Genomic DNA, 15,900 nt, shown 5'->3' with positions numbered 1-15,900 from the left:
CGTGGCCGCTCGACCAGACGAAAAGTGCCCTGCCCCAGGAGATCCCGGGGCAGGGCACCTACGTGACCGAATCAGACGGCGGCCGAGGCCAGCGTCTCGGTGGACTGCACGGCCTGACCGACACCGGCGACGATGGCGGCCACGCGCAGCGCCTCGAAGATCGCCTCGCGCCCGACGCCCGCCTCACGCAGCGTGTGCTCGTGCGCCTCCAGGCAGTGCTGGCAGCCGTTGACCGACGACACCGCGAACGACCACAGCTCGAAGTCGGCCTTGTCGACCCCCGGATTGCCGATGATCTGCATGCGCAGACCGGCCCGCAGATCGTCGTAGCGGCCGCCCAGGAACGCCTTACCGCGGTAGAACACGTTGTTCATACCCATGATCGACGCGGCGCCGAGGGCGGCGTTGTACGCCTCCGCCGACAACGTGTCGGCGGCCTCGTCGGCGATCTCGCGCAGCGTGCTCGCCGAGCGGGTGGCCGCCGCGGTGGCGAGCAGGGTGCCCCACAGCTGCTGCTCGGTCAGCACGGTGGACCGCGCGATGGACGAGAGGTTGAGCTTGAGGTCCTTGGCGTACTCGGGGAGCGAGTTCTTCAGGTTTTCGACGGACACAGCCAAACAGTCCTTTCCGGCAGATCAGACGCTCGCGGCCAGCAGTTCACCGGCGTCGATGGTCGGGTCGCCCTTCTTCCAGTTGCAGGCGCACAGCTCGTCGGACTGCAGCGCGTCGAGCACCCGTAGCACCTCGTCGACGTTGCGGCCGACGGAACCGGCGGTCACCGACACGAACTGGATCTCGTTGTTCGGGTCGACGATGAAGGTGGCGCGGTCGGCGACACCGTCGGCGTTGAGCACGCCGGTGGCCTCGGCCAGCTCGCGCTTGAGGTCCGACAGCATCGGGAAGGGCAGGGTCTTGAGGTCCTCGTGCTGGGCCCGCCACTGGAAGTGCACGAACTCGTTGTCGACGGAGGCGCCGAGCACCTGCGCGTCACGGTCCGCGAACTCCTCGTTCAGCTTGCCGAAGGCGGCGATCTCGGTCGGGCACACGAACGTGAAGTCCTTCGGCCAGAAGAAGATGATCCGCCACTTGCCCGCGTAATCGTCGCTCGAGATCTGGGTGAAGTAGTCGTCGGGCTGCTGAGCATTCACCTTGGACAGATCGCCACCGATCACCGCGGTGAGGTTGTAGGCGGGGAACTGGTCGCCGATGGTCAGCAGAGCCATGCTTTCTCCTTCTTCGTTTGTCGGATTGCCGTGCGAAGCGTTCGCTGTCGATCTTGCACGGGGGCCTCTAAAAGGTAAAGGTGATCAGTCGCACTACACTCATAGGTGTGACTGATCAGACTTATCAGCCCACCCTGTCACAGCTGCGTGCGTTCGTGGCGATCGCGGAGTATCGCCATTTCGGCACCGCGGCCGCGCGGCTGTCTGTGAGCCAACCCACGTTATCGCAGGCGCTGGCATCATTGGAAAACGGCCTGGGCCTGCAACTGATCGAGCGCAGTACGCGCCGGGTGCTGGTGACGGCCGCGGGCAAAAGGCTTCTCCCGCAAGCGATGGCGACACTGGAGGCGGCCGACCGTTTCGTCGCGTCCGCATCCGGCGACGGGCTGAGCGGCACGCTGCGCCTCGGCCTGATCCCGACGGTTGCCCCGTATGTGCTGCCGAGCCTGCTGCCGGAACTGCGCGGGCAGCTGCCCGCCCTAATTCCGCACGTGATCGAGGACCAGACGGCGCGGCTGCTCGACGGCCTGCGCACCGGCGTCCTGGACGTGGCGCTGCTCGCGCTGCCGAGCGAGGCGACGGGCCTGGTCGAGATTCCGCTCTACACCGAGGAATTCGTGCTGGTCACCCCGCGCGGGCACGAGCTGGCGGGCCGGACCGACGTCTCCCCGGCGGCGCTGGACAACCTGCCGCTGCTGCTGCTCGACGAGGGGCATTGCCTGCGCGATCAGACGCTGGACCTGTGCCGATCGCAGGACGTGCGGCCCGGTCCGGTCGGCGACACCCGCGCGGCGTCGCTGGCGACGGTGGTCCAGTGCGTGGCCGGCGGCCTCGGCGTGACGTTGATCCCGGAGATGGCGGTGGCAGCCGAAACCGCCCGCGGCACACTGGATATCGCCCGCTTCGCCCCGCCCGCCCCGGGGCGCACGCTCGGGCTGGTGTTCCGCGGGTCGACCGCGCGCACCGAGGACTACGAGCAGCTGGCGGAAATCATTCGCGCACAGCGTCCGGTGTGAATTCGCACAACCGCGCGGCGTGGCGCGCGTGCGCGCCGACTGCGCGATTGACCAGCCGGTGAGCGTCTGGGACGCTCTCGACGTGCGGATTCATCATCTCAACTGCGGCAGCATGGCAATGGGCATGGTCGATCACTGCCTGCTCATCGAGACCAAGGCGGGCTTGGTACTGGTCGACACCGGATTCGGGCTCGACTGCGTGCGCGAGCCCGCGCGCCTGGTGGGTCCGAGCCGCTTCGTGCTGGGTCCGCAGCTCGCCGAGCACGAGACCGCGGTCCGGCAGATCCAGGGGCTCGGCTACGACCCGGCCGATGTGCGGCACATCGTGCTCACCCATCTCGACTTCGATCACGCCGGCGGTCTCGCCGACTTCCCGGAGGCCACCGTGCACGTGCACGGTCCGGAGTTCCGCGCCGCGACCGCGGGCCGCACGTTCTCCGAGCGGATGCGCTACCGGGCGGTGCAGTGGGCGCACGGTCCGCGCTGGATGGTGAACGAATTGGACGGCGGCGACGAGTGGTTCGGCTTCCGCGCGGTGCGCGATCTGCCCGGACTGCCGCCGGAGATCCTGGTGGTCCCGCTGCCGGGTCACACGCGCGGGCACGTCGGCGTCGCGGTCGACACCGGCCACGGCTGGCTGCTGCACGCCGGCGACGCGTACTACCTCGACAGCGAGGTCGATCCGGCCGGGCCGCGCACCCCGCTGATGTGGCAGTTCTACGAGCTGGGCTCGATCGTGCGGGGCGCGTATCGGGAGAACCGGCGCAGGCTGGTGGAACTCAATCGCGCGCACGGGCACGAGATCACCCTGTTCTGCTCGCACGACGCGAACGCGTTCGCGCGGCTGTCCGGTTCGACGGTGCGGCCCGCCGGGTGACGGGGTTCCGTGCGGTGCGTCTCCGCACGGCCGTCGGGCATGCGGTCGCTGGTCGCTGGCTCGAGCTATTACCCAGCGCGCGTAGCTTTCCTGGCGTCGGGAATGTCCGGTCATGCCTTCGCTAAGTTGTGCTGTGCGGTTATGCCTTCTCATCCGCGGTGGTGAGACAGGTCACGTCGTGCATCGGGCCCGGTGTGGGCTCGGATTCGGCACAGTGGATACATGGGATGCAGACGTGGCGGTGCGAGCGGTTCGAGGAGTGTGGCAACGAGACAGCGAACCTCCGGTCCGATGCGGGGGGCGGTATGAGCGCGCGGCTGGAGGGCGTGCGCGATCGGCTGTTCGTCTACGGCACCCTGCAGTTCGGCCCGGTGCTGGAGGAGTTGATCGGGCGCGTGCCCGACCACGACGTCGCGGTGGCGCGCGACTGGCGAGTGGCGGCTCTGCCCGGGCGGCTCTATCCGGGTCTCGTCCCTCGGCCGGGCCGGATGGCGGGCGGCCTGATCCTGAACGGCCTGACCGAATCCGAGTGGGAGACCGTCGACGCGTTCGAGGACGAGGAGTACGTGCTGCGCCCCATCCCGGTAATCGGAGAGGACAAGCCCGTCCCCACCTACATCTGGACCGCCGACGTCACCCGAAACGACTGGCACGCCGAAGCTTTCGCCACCGACCACCTCCCGCGCTACCTGACCCACTGCGCCCGCTGGCGCGGGGGACAGGTGCGGTGAGCGGCTCCCTACTTCCCGGCGTGCTGTCGGGTGACTACTTCCCGGCGTGCTGTCAGGCGACTACGTCTCGGCCCGCTGTCAGGTGACTGCTTCTCGGCCTGCTGTGCGGTGACTGCTTCTCGGCCTGCTGTGCGGTGACTGCTTCTCGCCCCGCTGTGCGGTGACTGCTTGCCGCCCCGCTGTCTGGTGACTACTTCCCGGCATGCTGTCGGATGACTACTTGCTCGGCCTGCTGTCAGGGGGCTGCTTTCCCGGCGTGCTTTTGGCCGGGATCTCCCTCGGCTGTAGTGGATTCCGGCCAAAAGCACGCCGGAAAATGAGGTGGGCTGTAGGCGGGTGTGCTGGGCGGGGAGTCGGGAGCGGTTACGCCGCGCTGGTGGGGTGGGCCGGATTGGGTAGCCGGAGTGTGGAATTGAGCTTGTAGGCACCGCCCAGGGCGTGGAAGACGGCCATGACGAGCGCGCCGAAGAAGAGCGCGCCCAGTCCTTCGGCGGTGTGCGCGGGTAGATCGGCCCAGCAACCGAAGGCGACCGCGATGGCCAAGCCGAGGGTTCCTGCCACAGCATTGCGGAGCGGGCCGTTGCCCCACACATTCGGAAACTCTTCGCCGACAATGCCTTTGATGAAGTGGGGGACAGCGTTCGCGCCCATCAGACCGGCGAGCAGCGCGAGGACGATCGTGTGGATCATGGAAATCCTTCGTTCGGTCAACAACCGTAGACTGAACGTAGCACCGGATCCAGGTTCGGTCAACGGTCGTAGACTGAGTACATGGGCACCCGCGCAGAACAACGGCAACGCACCGAGTCCCGGATCCTGGACGCCGCGCGGCGGCTGTTCGCCGAATCCGGGTACGACCGGACCACCATCCGGGCGATCGCGACGGCGGCCGAGACCGATCCCGGTCTGGTGATGCGGTATTTCGGGTCCAAGGACAAGCTGTTCGCCCAGGTCTCGGAGTTCGGGCGAGACGGCGGCGTGACGGGACCGCCGGAGCATGCGGCCGAAACCCTGCTGGCCGCGCTGGCGCAGAAGCTGGCCGAGCCGCCGACCGACGCGCTGGCGGCCATCCGCTCCATGTTCACCCATCCCGACGCCGCGGGGGAGGTCCGCTCCGGCATGGTGTCGCAGCAGCGACAGGCCGCCCGGCACCTGGCGGACGACGACGCGGACCTGCGGGCGGGCCTGATCGGCGCGCTCACCATCGGCGCCGTCATCGGACGGCACCTCCTGCACCTCGATGGCCTGCGCGATGCCGAGCCCGACCACATCTCCGCCCTCCTACGCCCCGCATTCCACGCCCTCGCCCACGGCGCACCGGAGACCGATCCCGTCGGGCAGGAGTAGGCGTTTCGGTGATCAGGCGACTGCGGTTCGGTAGGCGCTGGGGCTCACGCCGCGATGGCGTTTGAAGGCGGCGCTGAAGCCGAAAGCGTCGGCGTATCCGATGGTTCGGGCGATTTCGGCGACGGAGAGATCGGTGTCCGACAGCAGGACCCCGGCCTCGTCCATGCGGCATTCGGTGAGATAGGTGAGCGGCGGGCTGCCCATCACCTCGGTGAAGCGCTTGGCGAAAAGCGCTCGGGATACTCGGGATTCGGCGGCCAGCGCGGCCACGGTCCAGGTCTGGGCGGGCCGGTCGTGGAAGGCGCGCAGGGCGGGCGCGAGGATCGGATCGGCGAGGCCGCGATACCAGCCGGGCGCGTCGGCGCCCTCGCGTTCGAACCAGGTGCGCAGCGTGCAGACCAGCGCCCAGTCGAGCAACCGGTCCATCAACGCCTGTGACCCGGCCGAGCGCAGCGCGGCGTCCGCGGCGGCGGATTCGAGCCACGCGCACACCTCGGTGTCCTCGTTGACGATCAGCACCGGCGGCAGGGCGCGCAGCAGGCGTTCGTGGCGGTGACCCGAGGCACGGTAGGCGCCGGCGATCAGGGCCGTCGCGCCGTCCGGATCGTTGCCCCACCGGATGCCGCCGAGGTCCTGGGCGGTGCAGTCGACATCCGGTGTGAAGCAGGCGATTTCGTACTCGACCGGTGGCCGGTCCGCGGTGGCCGCGCCGCCGGTCAGGTGGAAGGGCTCGGGCCCGCGCACGATGGCCGTATCGCCGACGCCGACCACGCGCTCGGTGCCGTCGGGCAGCCGCAGTGTGCCGCCGCCGCGCAGGACGCTGACCATGGTGAGCGGCGCGCGGTCGGCGAAGCGAATGGTCCACGGCGCCTCCAGCACCGCGTAACTGACGACCGAGCCCTCGGCCCGGATACCGCCGAGGAGCGAACTCAGGGGATCCACGCTCGCCAGGATAGACGATCTCCTATATATCGGAGCGCTTCTCCCATGGATCATCCACGTGATCGCCGGTGTACTGGGTTCGTCGAGATCGATGAGAGTCAGGAGAAACCGTGCAGCACACCGATGCCGAGTCCGCCCGCACCGCCCTGGTGGTCGTCGCGCACCACCGGTCCGATTCGCTCACCGCGCACACCGCCCGCCGGGCCACCGCGCAGCTCGAATCCGCCGGTTACCGGGTCGACGTCGTCGATCTGCACGCCGAGGGCTTCGACCCCCGGATGAATTCGGAGGACCAGCCGGACTGGGGCAACCGCGACAAAACGTATTCGGCGCAAGTGGAGGACCACATGCGCCGGGTCCTCGCCGCGGACACTGTCGTCGCCGTGTTCCCGGTATACTGGCAGAGCGTCCCCGCCATCCTCAAGGGCTGGATCGACCGCGTGTGGAACTACGGATTCGCCTACGGCCGCAGCAAGCCCCGGCTGGCCGGCAAGCGGATGCTGTGGCTCGGGCTGGGAGGCGTCGCCTCCGACGATCCCATGGTCGAACCCATGCGCGCGGTCCTCGAGACCGCCCTGAGCGAGGGCATTGCCTACTACTGCGGATTCTCCTACTCGACCGTCGGCCTCCTCCCCGATGCCGAGGAGCGCCGCCAGCGGGTCGACGCCCAGGGAAACTTCCTGCTCGACGCCGCCGCGGCGAGTGCGGAAAGGGAGCGCCAGTACGCCGAATTCGACCGCAGGACGGAGGAATTCGTCGCCGACTTCCTCGCCGCCGAAGCCGTGGCCGTGTGATGCCGAGCTAGATCTCGTGTTCGGGGGCGAGTACCTTCGCCAGGGCATGGAGGGCGGCGGCGAGGGCGGTGCGTTGATCCGCGGGAAGGCGGTCGGTGAGCGCGGTCTCGTAGTCGAGCAGGTCGCGGACCGCGCGCTCGATGAGCGTATGGCCCGCGGGGGTCAGGGTGACGAGGATGCCGCGGCGGGAGGCGGTGGTGCGCGCGCGGGTGATCAGGCCCGCCGCCTCCGCGCGGGCCAGGCGCTGCGAGATGGCGCCCGCGGTGACGAGACTGCGGGCCGTGATCTGGCGAGTGGTGAGTTGATACGGCGGGCCCGCGCGGCGGAGGGTGCTGAGCAGGTCGAGGGTGGACTCGTCGATGTCGAGCCGGCGCAGGGTGCGCTGGCGCTCGTCGCTCAGGAGTCCGGCCACCCGCCACAGCGGGGTGATGATTCCGATGGATTCGGTACGGGCGCCGGGCAATTCGCGCTGCCATGCCTCGGCGATCTGTGCCGATGTCGGCACTGTGTCAGCTGTCACCCTTGTCGTCCCGTCCGCCATCGCGTGTATATTTAGCGCTAAATATACACGAAGGAGGTCGACTGTGACGAGAACGATCGTGGTGACGGGCGGCAGCCGCGGGCTGGGACGAGAGGTGGCGCGACGCTTCGCTGGACTGGGGGAGCGGGTGGTGGTCACCGGCCGTTCGGAACGTGTGCACCGGACCGCGTCGGAGTTGGGTGTCGAGGGAATCGAATGCGACGCAACAGATCCCGCGAGTGTCGAGGATCTTGCCGCACGGCTCGGCCCGAGCGTGGACGTGCTGGTGAACATGGCCGGCGGTAACACCGATTTCACCGCATCCGCGCCGGAGTCACTGAAAGATGTTGCCGCGCAATGGAATGCCAACCTCGCGGCGAACCTGCTGAGCGCGGTGCTGACGACCACCGCCCTGCGGGACCGCCTCGCCGACGGCGGATCGGTGATCAATGTCGGATCGATCGGCGCCGAATACGCCGGATCCTCCTACGGCGCCGCCAAGGCGGCCCTGGCCGCGTGGTCGGCGGGCCTGTCGGCTCAGCTGGGCCCGAACGGAGTGACCGTGAATACGGTGTCCCCCGGCTATATCGAGGACACCGACTTCTTCCACGGCCAACTCACCGACGAGCGCCGCGACCACCTGGTCGCGGCCACCCACGACAAGCGCCCCGGCCGCCCCGACGACGTCGCCGACCTCATCGAATTCCTGGCCTCCCCCCAGGCCCGCCACCTCACCGGCCAGACGCTCCACCTCAACGGCGGCGCCTACACCACCCGCTGAATTCCGTTCCGGCCCAGCATTTTCGGCACTCAGCCGAGGGCGGTGACGGTGTTGTGGGCGGCGGCGGCGACCAAAGGGTTGTTCGGTTGGGCGTTGGGGTTGGTGGTGGCGGTCAGGACGGCTATGACCAGGGGGGCGCGGTTCGGTGGCCAGGTGATGGCGATGTCGAGGGCGCCGCCGTAGTCGGGGCTGCCGGTCTTGTCGCCGACGGTCCAGTCCTGCGGGAGGGCGGCGCGGATGCGGGCGGTGCCGGTGGTGTTGGCGACCAGCCACGACTTCAGTTGATCCTGTTCGGGTTTCGCGAGGACGTCGCCGAGGACGAGGGCGCGGTAGTCGGCGGCCAGGGCCGCGGGTGTGGTGGTGTCGCGCTCGTCGCCGGGGATGGCGGTGTTCAGCTCGGTCTCCCAGCGGTCCAGGCGCGTGACGGTGTCGCCGAGGGACCGCGCGAACGCCGTGAAGCCCTCGGGGCCGCCGAGCAGTTTCAGCAGCTGGTTTCCGGCGGTGTTGTCGGAGACGGTGATGGCGGCGTGGCACAGCTCGGCCACGGTCATGCCGGTGTCGACGCGCTTCTCGGTTATCGGCGAGTTCGCGACGAGATCTGTTGCGGGGTAATGGATCACCTGGTCGAAGTAGCCCGTCGACAGCGGATGGGCGCGCAGCAGGCCGCCGCAGGCGATCCCCTTGAACGTGGACGCGATCGGGAACCGCTCGCCTTCGCGATAGGCGACGGTGCGACCGGAGCCGGTATCGATCCCGTAGACGCCCAGCCGGGCGGTGTGCTGATTCTCCAACTCGGCGAAGGGCTTGCTCGTATCGGCCGGCGCTTGCGTCTGCCCCGGAGCCGGGGCGGCGGGTGCGGTGTCCGAACCGCACGCGGTGGCGACGGCCGACAGCGCGGCCACCGCGGCGGCGGCGAGGATCCGGCGGGCGGCCGGGGCGCGGAGTCTTGCTGCTGAGAAGATCACTCCGGCACCTCACCATCCGTCCGGGTTCCGTCGCCAATATCGGACCCCGGCGCGGGCGAGTCGGCTTCGATATCGCCGCAGGTGCACCGTGTGATTCGGTCCCGGTATCGGGTCCTGCCCGGCAGCGCGGCCGAGGTCCGGCCGTGCCGCTGGTTCAATGACCGCATGGATCTGATCCGCCACCTCCGCTTCTTCGTCTCCGTCGCGGACGAGAGGCATTTCGGCAGGGCGGCGGCCGCGCTCGATATGACCCAGCCGCCGTTGTCGCAGGGATTGCGGCGGCTCGAACGGCATCTCGGCGTCGACCTCATCCATCGCACCCAGCAGGGTGCCGTGCTCACCGCGGCCGGGGTGCAGCTGCTGCCCCGGGCGCGGTTGCTGGTCGCCGACGCCGAACGCCTGCTCGCGGAGTCGCAGCGCATCGCGCGCGCCCACGGCTCCGTGCACTGGGGCGTGACCGCCGCTCTGCCGGATCGGGTGGTCACGGCCTGCGTGGGCGCGCTCCGGAACGATGTGGGGCAGGTCGACGCGGTGTCCACGGCGGTGCGGACGACCGTCGATCTGGTCGCGGACGTGCGCGCGGGACTGTGCGATGTCGCGGTGATCGAACATCCGGCCCTCGTGGACGGCGTCGAGGCCCGCCCGGTCGTCAAAGTACCGCGCTGGCTCGTGGTGCCCGCCGATCATCGCAGCGCCGCCGCCGAGCGGCCGAGCTTCCCGATGCTCGCCGGGCTGAGCCTCGCCTGCCCGCCGCGCGCCGCGAACCCGCCCGCCTTCGACACCCTGCTGGATCTGCTGCGCGAGCGCGGTCTGGACGTCGCGACCCTGCCGGCGCCCGATGATCGGTCCGTTCTCGCCGCGGTCGCGGCGGGAGCGAGCTTCGGGCTGACCGCGATTCCTCCCTCGGATACACCCGGCGTGGCATGGGTGCGCATCGCGCCGCAGGCGGTGGCGTTGCGCGTGCGTGTGGTCCACCGCCCGGGCGCGGGCGCGCACGCCGACGCGGTGGACCGCGTGCTGTTCCGGGAGCGGCTGCGGTGAGCGCCACGGACCGGATCCGCGCCGTCTTCGCCGATGCCGGATGCGTCGGCTGGCTGCACGCCCGCCGCTGCGACGGTTCCGACGCCGAGATCTCCGTCGGCGGCGGCGAACGGGTGGTCGTCGCGTCGGTGTACAAACTGCCGCTGCTGCTCGCGTTCTGCCGGCAGGTCGACGCCGGGCGCATCGATCCGACCGCGCGGCTCACCGTGCACCCCGCCGACTGCACGCCGGGCCCGACCGGTCTCGCCGTCATGCGCGATCCGGTGACCCTGAGCCTGCGCGACCTGGCGACCTCGATGATGACGGTCTCCGACAACGCCGCGGCCGACGTGCTGCTGGGCGAGACCGGGCTCGGGGCGGTCGAGGAACTGCTGGACGATCTCGGCCTGACTCGGACCCGCGTAATCGGGGGCACCGCGGACCTGCATCGCAGCCTGGTTCGCGACACCGACACCCACACCACGGCCGAGGCCTTCGCGATTCTCGCGGAGAACGACGACGCGTGGTCGGTGTCGGCGTACGACCCGTCCTATACGAGCGCCACCACGCCCGAGGAGATGACCCGGTTGCTGCGCGCGCTCTGGACGGGCGAGGTGCTGTCCGGCGAGCAGACGGAATTCGTCCGGTCGGTGATGCGCCACCAGGTCTGGCCACATCGCATCGCCGCCGCCTTCCCGCACCGCAGCGTGTCGGTCGCGGGCAAGACCGGAACCATCGGCGTGATCCGCAACGAGGTCGCGGTCGTCGAGTTCCCCGGCGAGTATCCGGTCGCCGTCGCGGTGTTCACGCGCGCGGCCCGGGCCGATCCGGAACTCCCCGTCGTCGACGCCGCCATCGCCGAGACCGCCCGAATCGCGGTCACCGACCTCCGCCGCCCCCTGCCCCCGGATTGACCCCAACCGTCCTCTGACCTGCCTGAAGGCATCGTATGGGCGTTTGCCCATTATGTCTTGGCATGTACCGCGTCCGTCAGTATTCGTGTAGTCGACAGTGGTGGGCATACGCCCATTTATCTCTATCTCCGGTGGGCTGGAGTGAGGATGTGCCCACTCGAAGTGGGCGTGCGTGATGTCCGCAATGGGTGTTGCTGGCCGCCGGTGATAGGCGTGTGCGGGCGTGCCGGTGGCAGGTGTGGGCGGGGTGCCGGTGGCAGGTGTGGGCGGGGTGCCGGTGGCAGGTGTGGGCGGGGTGCCGGTGATAGGCGGGGTCGAGGTGCTGGTGATAGACGGGGTCGGGGCCGGTGACGAGTGTGCGTGGCCGCGGCGGAAGGCGAGGAGTGGTGCCTGCATCACCTTAGTGGGCATGCGCCCATTTGCCCCGAATCGCCGGTGAATTTGGGGGTGGAATGCGCCCAATCGAAGTGGGCGACCTCGCTCGCTAGTGCGTGTGCGGTGGCCACGGAGGTGGGCATGCGGGCGCGGCGGTGTGGGGTAGTGGGCAAATGCCCATCCGGAGGGTTGCCTGGCCAGAGGCGCTTGGGTGTGCGCCCCCATAGGTGGCGTTGGTGCGGTGGTGAGTGGCCTGTGCCCGGCGAGGCAGTGGCGTGCGGGGATGATCGGGTGTGCGCCCGGCGGGATGGTGGTGTGCGGGGTGAGTGGGCGTGCGCCAGGCGAGGCGGTGGGGTGCGGGGGTGATCGGGTGTGCGCCTGGCGGGGCCGTGGCGTGCGGGGGGAGCGGGAGTGCGCCCGGCGAGGCGGTGGGATGCGGCGCTGAGTGGGCGTGTGCCATGCGAGGGGGTGTCGGTGCGGGGTGAGTGGGTCGTGTGCACCCGGTCGGGATTGGGGGCTGGGTGGTCGGGGTCACAGCGCGTACCGCACCCTGCATAGCTGGTGCCCATTCGGGTCGGGCGAAATTTCGCAGATTGCTCAACTTGGAATCTATCGGTTGTTCATTCAGCGCTCCGGAGACAGGATGGCGGGGAAGAATGCTCAACTAGGGACGGGTGGACCTGATGACCGAGCTTGCCGACCGCGAACTGATCTCGACACCGTACGACCTCGCCGACCGCTATCGTGTCGGCGCCGGAACCGTCGTCCTGACCGGCGTGCAGGCGATCGCGCGGCAGCTGGTCGAGCAGCACGTGCGCGATCTGCGGGCCGGGCGGCGGGTCGGGACGTTCGTCTCCGGATATCAGGGTTCGCCGTTGGGCGGAGTGGACCGGATGCTGGGCGGCATGCCGGACGTGCTGGCGGAGCACGACATCCGTTTCGTCCCGGGACTGAACGAGGAGCTGGCCGCCACCTCGGTGTGGGGCAGCCAGGGGCAGTTGCCCGGCGCGACCGCGACGCACGACGGCGTGGTGGGGGTCTGGTACGGCAAGGGTCCCGGCCTGGACCGGTCGACCGATACGTTGCGGCACGCGAATATGTACGGCGCGAGCGCGCACGGCGGCGTGCTGCTACTCGTCGGCGACGATCCGGCGTCGAAGTCCTCGACCGTGCCCGCGGTGTCGGAGCGGTCGCTGGCGGCGCTGAACATTCCGGTGCTGTTCCCGCGCAATGCCTCCGAGATCATCACGATGGGGCTGCACGGGGTGGCGCTGTCGCGGGCGTCGGGCTGCCTGGTGGCGTTGAAGATCGTCGCGGATGTGGCCGACGGCGCCTGGACCGTCGACGGACTGGTCGGCGATATCGATACCGTCGTCCCCGAGATCGAGTGGGAGGGAAAGCCGTTCGCCTACCGGCAGCGGCCGATGGCGGCGCCTGCCGACAGCGTGCTTGCCGAGGCCGATCTGTACGGTCCGCGCTGGGAGATGGTGAAGGCCTACAGCACTCGCAACCGGCTGGATGTGGTCGAGGTGAATCCGCCGCGGGCGACCGTCGGCATCGCCGCCACCGGAACCACCTTCGACGCGGTCCGCCAAGCCCTCGTCGACCTCGGTGTCGACGACGACGCGCTGTACCGTGCCGGAATCCGGCTGCTGCGCATCGGCATGCCGTATCCGGTCGCCCCCGAACCGGTCCGGGCGTTCGCCGAGGGGTTGTCGCGCATCGTCGTGGTCGAGGACAAGACGGCGTTCCTCGAGACCCAGCTGCGCGACATTCTCTACGGCACGCCGTCCGCGCCGGAAATCATCGGCAAGCGCGACGCCGCGGGGCGGCCGCTGTTCGACCAGGACGGCGAGCTGACCGCCGGCCGGATCGCCAAGCCGCTGCGCCGGGCCCTCGACGGGCATCTCGACATGAAACGCCCACTGCCGCAGCCGCTCTCCCTGTCGGTCCTCCCCGCGCAGCGCGCGGCCTACTTCTGTAGCGGCTGCCCGCACAACCGGTCCACGGCCGTGCCCGAGGGCTCGCTCGCGGGCGGCGGGATCGGCTGCCACACCATGGTGACGATGTCGGGCCGCACCGACAGCCAGGTCACCGGCCTGACCCAGATGGGTGGCGAGGGCGCGCAGTGGATCGGGCAGGCCCCGTTCACCGACGTGCCGCACCTGTTCCAGAACATCGGCGACGGAACGTATTTCCACTCCGGGCAGCTGGCCGTGCAGGCGTGTGTGGCCGCCGGGGTGAACATCACCTTCAAACTGCTCTACAACGATGTGGTCGCCATGACCGGTGCGCAGGATGCGGAAGGCGCGCTGGCGGTACCGCGGCTGACGCACAAACTGACCGTCGAGGGCGTCAACCGGATCATCGTCTGCGCCGACGAGCCGAAGAAGTACCGCCGTCGCGACCTCGCGCCCGGAACGCTGCTGTGGCATCGGGACCGGCTCGACGAGGCCCAGCGCCTCCTGCGCGAAGTCCCCGGCGTGACGGTCCTGATCTACGACCAGCACTGCGCGGCCGACGCGCGCCGGCAGCGCAAGCGCGGCACCCTGCCGGTCCGGCGCACCCGCGTCGTCGTCAACGAGGCGGTGTGCGAGGGCTGCGGCGACTGCGGTGTGAAGAGCAACTGCCTGTCCGTGCAGCCGGTCGACACCGAATTCGGCCGGAAGACCCGCATCGACCAGACCTCCTGCAATACCGACTACAGCTGCCTGGACGGGGACTGCCCGTCGTTTGTGACCGTGGAGCTGCCGGATGCGGCGGAAGCCAAGCGGCGCACGCCTACTCGGCCGGAACCGCCCGAGCTGGACGACCTCGACATCGCCGTACCGGACGCCACGCAGAACGTCTTCCTCGCCGGTATCGGCGGCACCGGCATCGTCACCGTCAACCAGGTGCTGGCGACCGCCGCCCTGCGCGCCGGATACGACGTGGCGAGCCTCGATCAGATCGGCCTGAGTCAGAAGGCGGGGCCGGTGGTGTCGCATCTGCGGTTCGCCCCGGGCGCGCTGGAACCCTCGAACCGGCTCACGCCCGGCTCCGCGGACTGCATCGTCGCCTTCGATCTGCTGGCCGCCGCGGACGCCAAGAATCTGGGTTACGGATCCGCCGAGACCACGCTGTCGGTGGCCTCGACCAGCCGGACGCCGACCGGAGAGATGGTGTACGACAAGACGATCGAGTATCCGGACACCGCATCGCTGCTGTCCCGGTTGGAGCGGGTGTCGCGCACGGTGCGCTCGTTCGACGCGCTCGCCGCCGCCGAGAAACTCTTCGGGAATACCGCCGCCGCCAACTTCCTGCTGGTGGGCGCTGCCTATCAGCTGGGCGCGCTGCGGTTGCCCGCGTCGGCGATCGAGGAGGCCATCGAGATCAACGGCGTCGCGGTCGCGGCGAATGTCGCGGCCTTCCGGTGGGGACGCGCGGCTGTGGCCAAGCCCGACGAGTTCGCCGCCGCCACGTCCTCCGCACCCTCGCGCCGCGCCGACATCGATATCCCCGCAGATCTTTTCGACGAGCTGGCGGCCACCGGGGAGACCCGCCGCCTGATCGAGATCCGCGCCGCGGAGCTGATCGGATTCCAGGGCGTGCGGGTCGCCCGTGACTACGCGCGGACGATGGAGCGCGTCTGGCAGGCACAGCGGCGGGTCACCGACCGCACCGAATTCAGCGAGCAGGCGGCGCGGGGGCTGTACAAGTTCACCGCGTACAAGGACGAGTACGAGGTGGCCCGCCGCCTGGTCGATCCGGCCTTCCTCGCGGAGGTCGCGGCGCAGGTGCCCGACGGCGCCAACCTCACCTACCGCCTGCACCCGCCGGTGCTGCGGGCGCTGGGCCGCCGCAAGAAGATCGGCCTCGGCCCCCGCAGCCACGTGGCCCTGCGGCTGCTCGCCAAGGGAAAGCGCCTGCGCGGCACCGTCTTCGACCCCTTCGGCCACGCCCACGTCCGCAAGGTCGAACGCGCCCTCCTCGCCCACTACACCGAGATGATCACCACGCTCGCCGACACCCTCGCCACCGACTACGACCGCGCCGTCGAGGCGGCCGCACTCCACGATGTGGTCCGCGGCTACGAGGACATCAAACTCGCCAACGTCGAGATCTACCGAAACCGCCTGCGAGAGATCGGAATCGAACCACCGGCTCTCCCGTAGTCCCTTCTTCCCGCCACCTTCCGTCAGCACCTTGTTTCCGGCACGCTCTTGGCCGGAAACTCTCCACCAGGGGATTCCGGCCAAAAGCGTGCCGGAAAAAGAAGGGAGCGTGCGTGCCGGAAAAAGCCGGAAAAAGAAGGGTGCGTGCCGGAAAGGGAAGACCGCGCGGCGGAAAGGAGGGGGCGAGAAGCGGCACGCCGGTGCGCATCGTTCACGCACCCCGTCCATGTCCTCGTACCCG

Annotated in this window: 15 protein-coding genes; 9 read left to right on the top strand and 6 right to left on the bottom strand. The window is 69.5% G+C overall.

All coding sequences use genetic code 11. The annotated features are described in order from the left end of the window. Positions 1 to 71: 71 nt before the first annotated feature. Together ahpD and ON41_RS20665 are read right to left on the bottom strand one after the other, a co-directional pair. Positions 72 to 611, bottom strand: coding sequence for an alkylhydroperoxidase, AhpD family (gene ahpD / locus ON41_RS20670; protein WP_040749339.1), 540 nt, complete (start codon positions 609 to 611; stop codon positions 72 to 74). 24 nt (positions 612 to 635) lie between these two features. Continuing rightward, complete coding sequence (locus ON41_RS20665) at positions 636 to 1,223, bottom strand: peroxiredoxin (RefSeq protein ID WP_040749338.1); 588 nt, start codon at positions 1,221 to 1,223, stop codon at positions 636 to 638. 107 nt (positions 1,224 to 1,330) lie between these two features. Between ON41_RS20665 and ON41_RS20660 the strand changes: the two genes are divergently transcribed. The 3 genes from ON41_RS20660 to ON41_RS20650 all read left to right on the top strand — a co-directional run bounded on the left by ON41_RS20660 (position 1,331) and on the right by ON41_RS20650 (position 3,847). Continuing rightward, positions 1,331 to 2,239 carry a hydrogen peroxide-inducible genes activator gene (locus tag ON41_RS20660; protein ID WP_040749337.1) on the top strand — a complete coding sequence of 303 codons (909 nt, stop codon included), beginning with the start codon at positions 1,331 to 1,333 and terminating at the stop codon, positions 2,237 to 2,239. Between the two features lie 82 nt (positions 2,240 to 2,321). Beyond that, entirely contained in the window at positions 2,322 to 3,116 is a 795-nt protein-coding gene (locus ON41_RS20655) for an MBL fold metallo-hydrolase (RefSeq protein ID WP_040749379.1), read from the top strand. 305 nt (positions 3,117 to 3,421) lie between these two features. Beyond that, on the top strand, positions 3,422 to 3,847 hold the full coding sequence (locus ON41_RS20650) for a gamma-glutamylcyclotransferase family protein (RefSeq protein WP_040749378.1): 426 nt from the start codon (positions 3,422 to 3,424) through the stop codon (positions 3,845 to 3,847). 363 nt (positions 3,848 to 4,210) lie between these two features. Here ON41_RS20650 and ON41_RS20645 read toward each other — a convergent pair whose 3' ends face one another. Next, entirely contained in the window at positions 4,211 to 4,537 is a 327-nt protein-coding gene (locus tag ON41_RS20645; RefSeq protein ID WP_040749336.1) for a hypothetical protein, read from the bottom strand. An 81-nt stretch (positions 4,538 to 4,618) separates the two neighbouring features. Between ON41_RS20645 and ON41_RS20640 the strand changes: the two genes are divergently transcribed. Beyond that, a complete protein-coding gene (locus ON41_RS20640; protein WP_040749335.1) occupies positions 4,619 to 5,194 on the top strand; it encodes a TetR/AcrR family transcriptional regulator in 576 nt (191 codons plus the stop codon). Between the two features lie 12 nt (positions 5,195 to 5,206). On the opposite strand, the gene ON41_RS20635 is transcribed toward ON41_RS20640, so the two are convergent. Next, a complete protein-coding gene (locus ON41_RS20635) occupies positions 5,207 to 6,136 on the bottom strand; it encodes an AraC family transcriptional regulator (RefSeq protein ID WP_040749334.1) in 930 nt (309 codons plus the stop codon). Between the two features lie 110 nt (positions 6,137 to 6,246). On the opposite strand from ON41_RS20635, the gene ON41_RS20630 reads away from it, so the two are divergent. Further along, positions 6,247 to 6,930: an NAD(P)H oxidoreductase gene (locus tag ON41_RS20630; protein ID WP_040749333.1), complete on the top strand. Its 684-nt coding sequence runs from the start codon at positions 6,247 to 6,249 to the stop codon at positions 6,928 to 6,930. A 7-nt stretch (positions 6,931 to 6,937) separates the two neighbouring features. Here the strand turns inward: ON41_RS20630 and ON41_RS20625 are convergent, their stop codons facing one another. Beyond that, on the bottom strand, positions 6,938 to 7,450 hold the full coding sequence (locus tag ON41_RS20625; RefSeq protein ID WP_218003534.1) for a MarR family winged helix-turn-helix transcriptional regulator: 513 nt from the start codon (positions 7,448 to 7,450) through the stop codon (positions 6,938 to 6,940). A 64-nt stretch (positions 7,451 to 7,514) separates the two neighbouring features. Here ON41_RS20625 and ON41_RS20620 point away from each other — a divergent pair, with 64 nt between their 5' ends. Then, a complete protein-coding gene (locus tag ON41_RS20620; protein WP_040749331.1) occupies positions 7,515 to 8,231 on the top strand; it encodes an SDR family NAD(P)-dependent oxidoreductase in 717 nt (238 codons plus the stop codon). Positions 8,232 to 8,260: 29 nt separating this feature from the next. Here the strand turns inward: ON41_RS20620 and bla are convergent, their stop codons facing one another. Continuing rightward, a complete protein-coding gene (gene bla / locus ON41_RS20615; protein ID WP_051162053.1) occupies positions 8,261 to 9,193 on the bottom strand; it encodes a class A beta-lactamase in 933 nt (310 codons plus the stop codon). A gap of 168 nt (positions 9,194 to 9,361) precedes the next feature. Between bla and ON41_RS20610 the strand changes: the two genes are divergently transcribed. The 3 genes from ON41_RS20610 to ON41_RS20600 all read left to right on the top strand — a co-directional run bounded on the left by ON41_RS20610 (position 9,362) and on the right by ON41_RS20600 (position 15,659). Then, a complete protein-coding gene (locus ON41_RS20610) occupies positions 9,362 to 10,237 on the top strand; it encodes a LysR family transcriptional regulator (RefSeq protein ID WP_040749376.1) in 876 nt (291 codons plus the stop codon). Continuing rightward, positions 10,234 to 11,130: a serine hydrolase gene (locus ON41_RS20605; RefSeq protein ID WP_040749330.1), complete on the top strand. Its 897-nt coding sequence runs from the start codon at positions 10,234 to 10,236 to the stop codon at positions 11,128 to 11,130. Before ON41_RS20610 ends, ON41_RS20605 begins: the two co-directional genes overlap by 4 nt. A gap of 1,058 nt (positions 11,131 to 12,188) precedes the next feature. Next, a complete protein-coding gene (locus ON41_RS20600) occupies positions 12,189 to 15,659 on the top strand; it encodes an indolepyruvate ferredoxin oxidoreductase family protein (RefSeq protein WP_040749375.1) in 3,471 nt (1,156 codons plus the stop codon). Positions 15,660 to 15,900 lie beyond the last annotated feature (241 nt).

It is taken from the genome of Nocardia transvalensis NBRC 15921 (assembly GCF_000308875.1).
GTDB lineage: Bacteria > Actinomycetota > Actinomycetes > Mycobacteriales > Mycobacteriaceae > Nocardia > Nocardia transvalensis.
The sequence above is the reverse complement of the archived record's forward strand: the minus strand, read 5'-3'. Positions and strand labels throughout refer to the sequence as shown.

What these genes read in the sequence shown, in the direction of transcription:
- ON41_RS20640 (WP_040749335.1), top strand. Translation starts at nt 4,619, where the DNA reads ATGGGCACCCGCGCAGAACAACGGCAACGCACCGAGTCCCGGATCCTG.
- ON41_RS20645 (WP_040749336.1), bottom strand. Translation starts at nt 4,537, where the DNA reads ATGATCCACACGATCGTCCTCGCGCTGCTCGCCGGTCTGATGGGCGCG.
- ON41_RS20665 (WP_040749338.1), bottom strand. Translation starts at nt 1,223, where the DNA reads ATGGCTCTGCTGACCATCGGCGACCAGTTCCCCGCCTACAACCTCACC.
- ON41_RS20600 (WP_040749375.1), top strand. Translation starts at nt 12,189, where the DNA reads ATGACCGAGCTTGCCGACCGCGAACTGATCTCGACACCGTACGACCTC.
- ON41_RS20650 (WP_040749378.1), top strand. Translation starts at nt 3,422, where the DNA reads ATGAGCGCGCGGCTGGAGGGCGTGCGCGATCGGCTGTTCGTCTACGGC.
- ON41_RS20610 (WP_040749376.1), top strand. Translation starts at nt 9,362, where the DNA reads ATGGATCTGATCCGCCACCTCCGCTTCTTCGTCTCCGTCGCGGACGAG.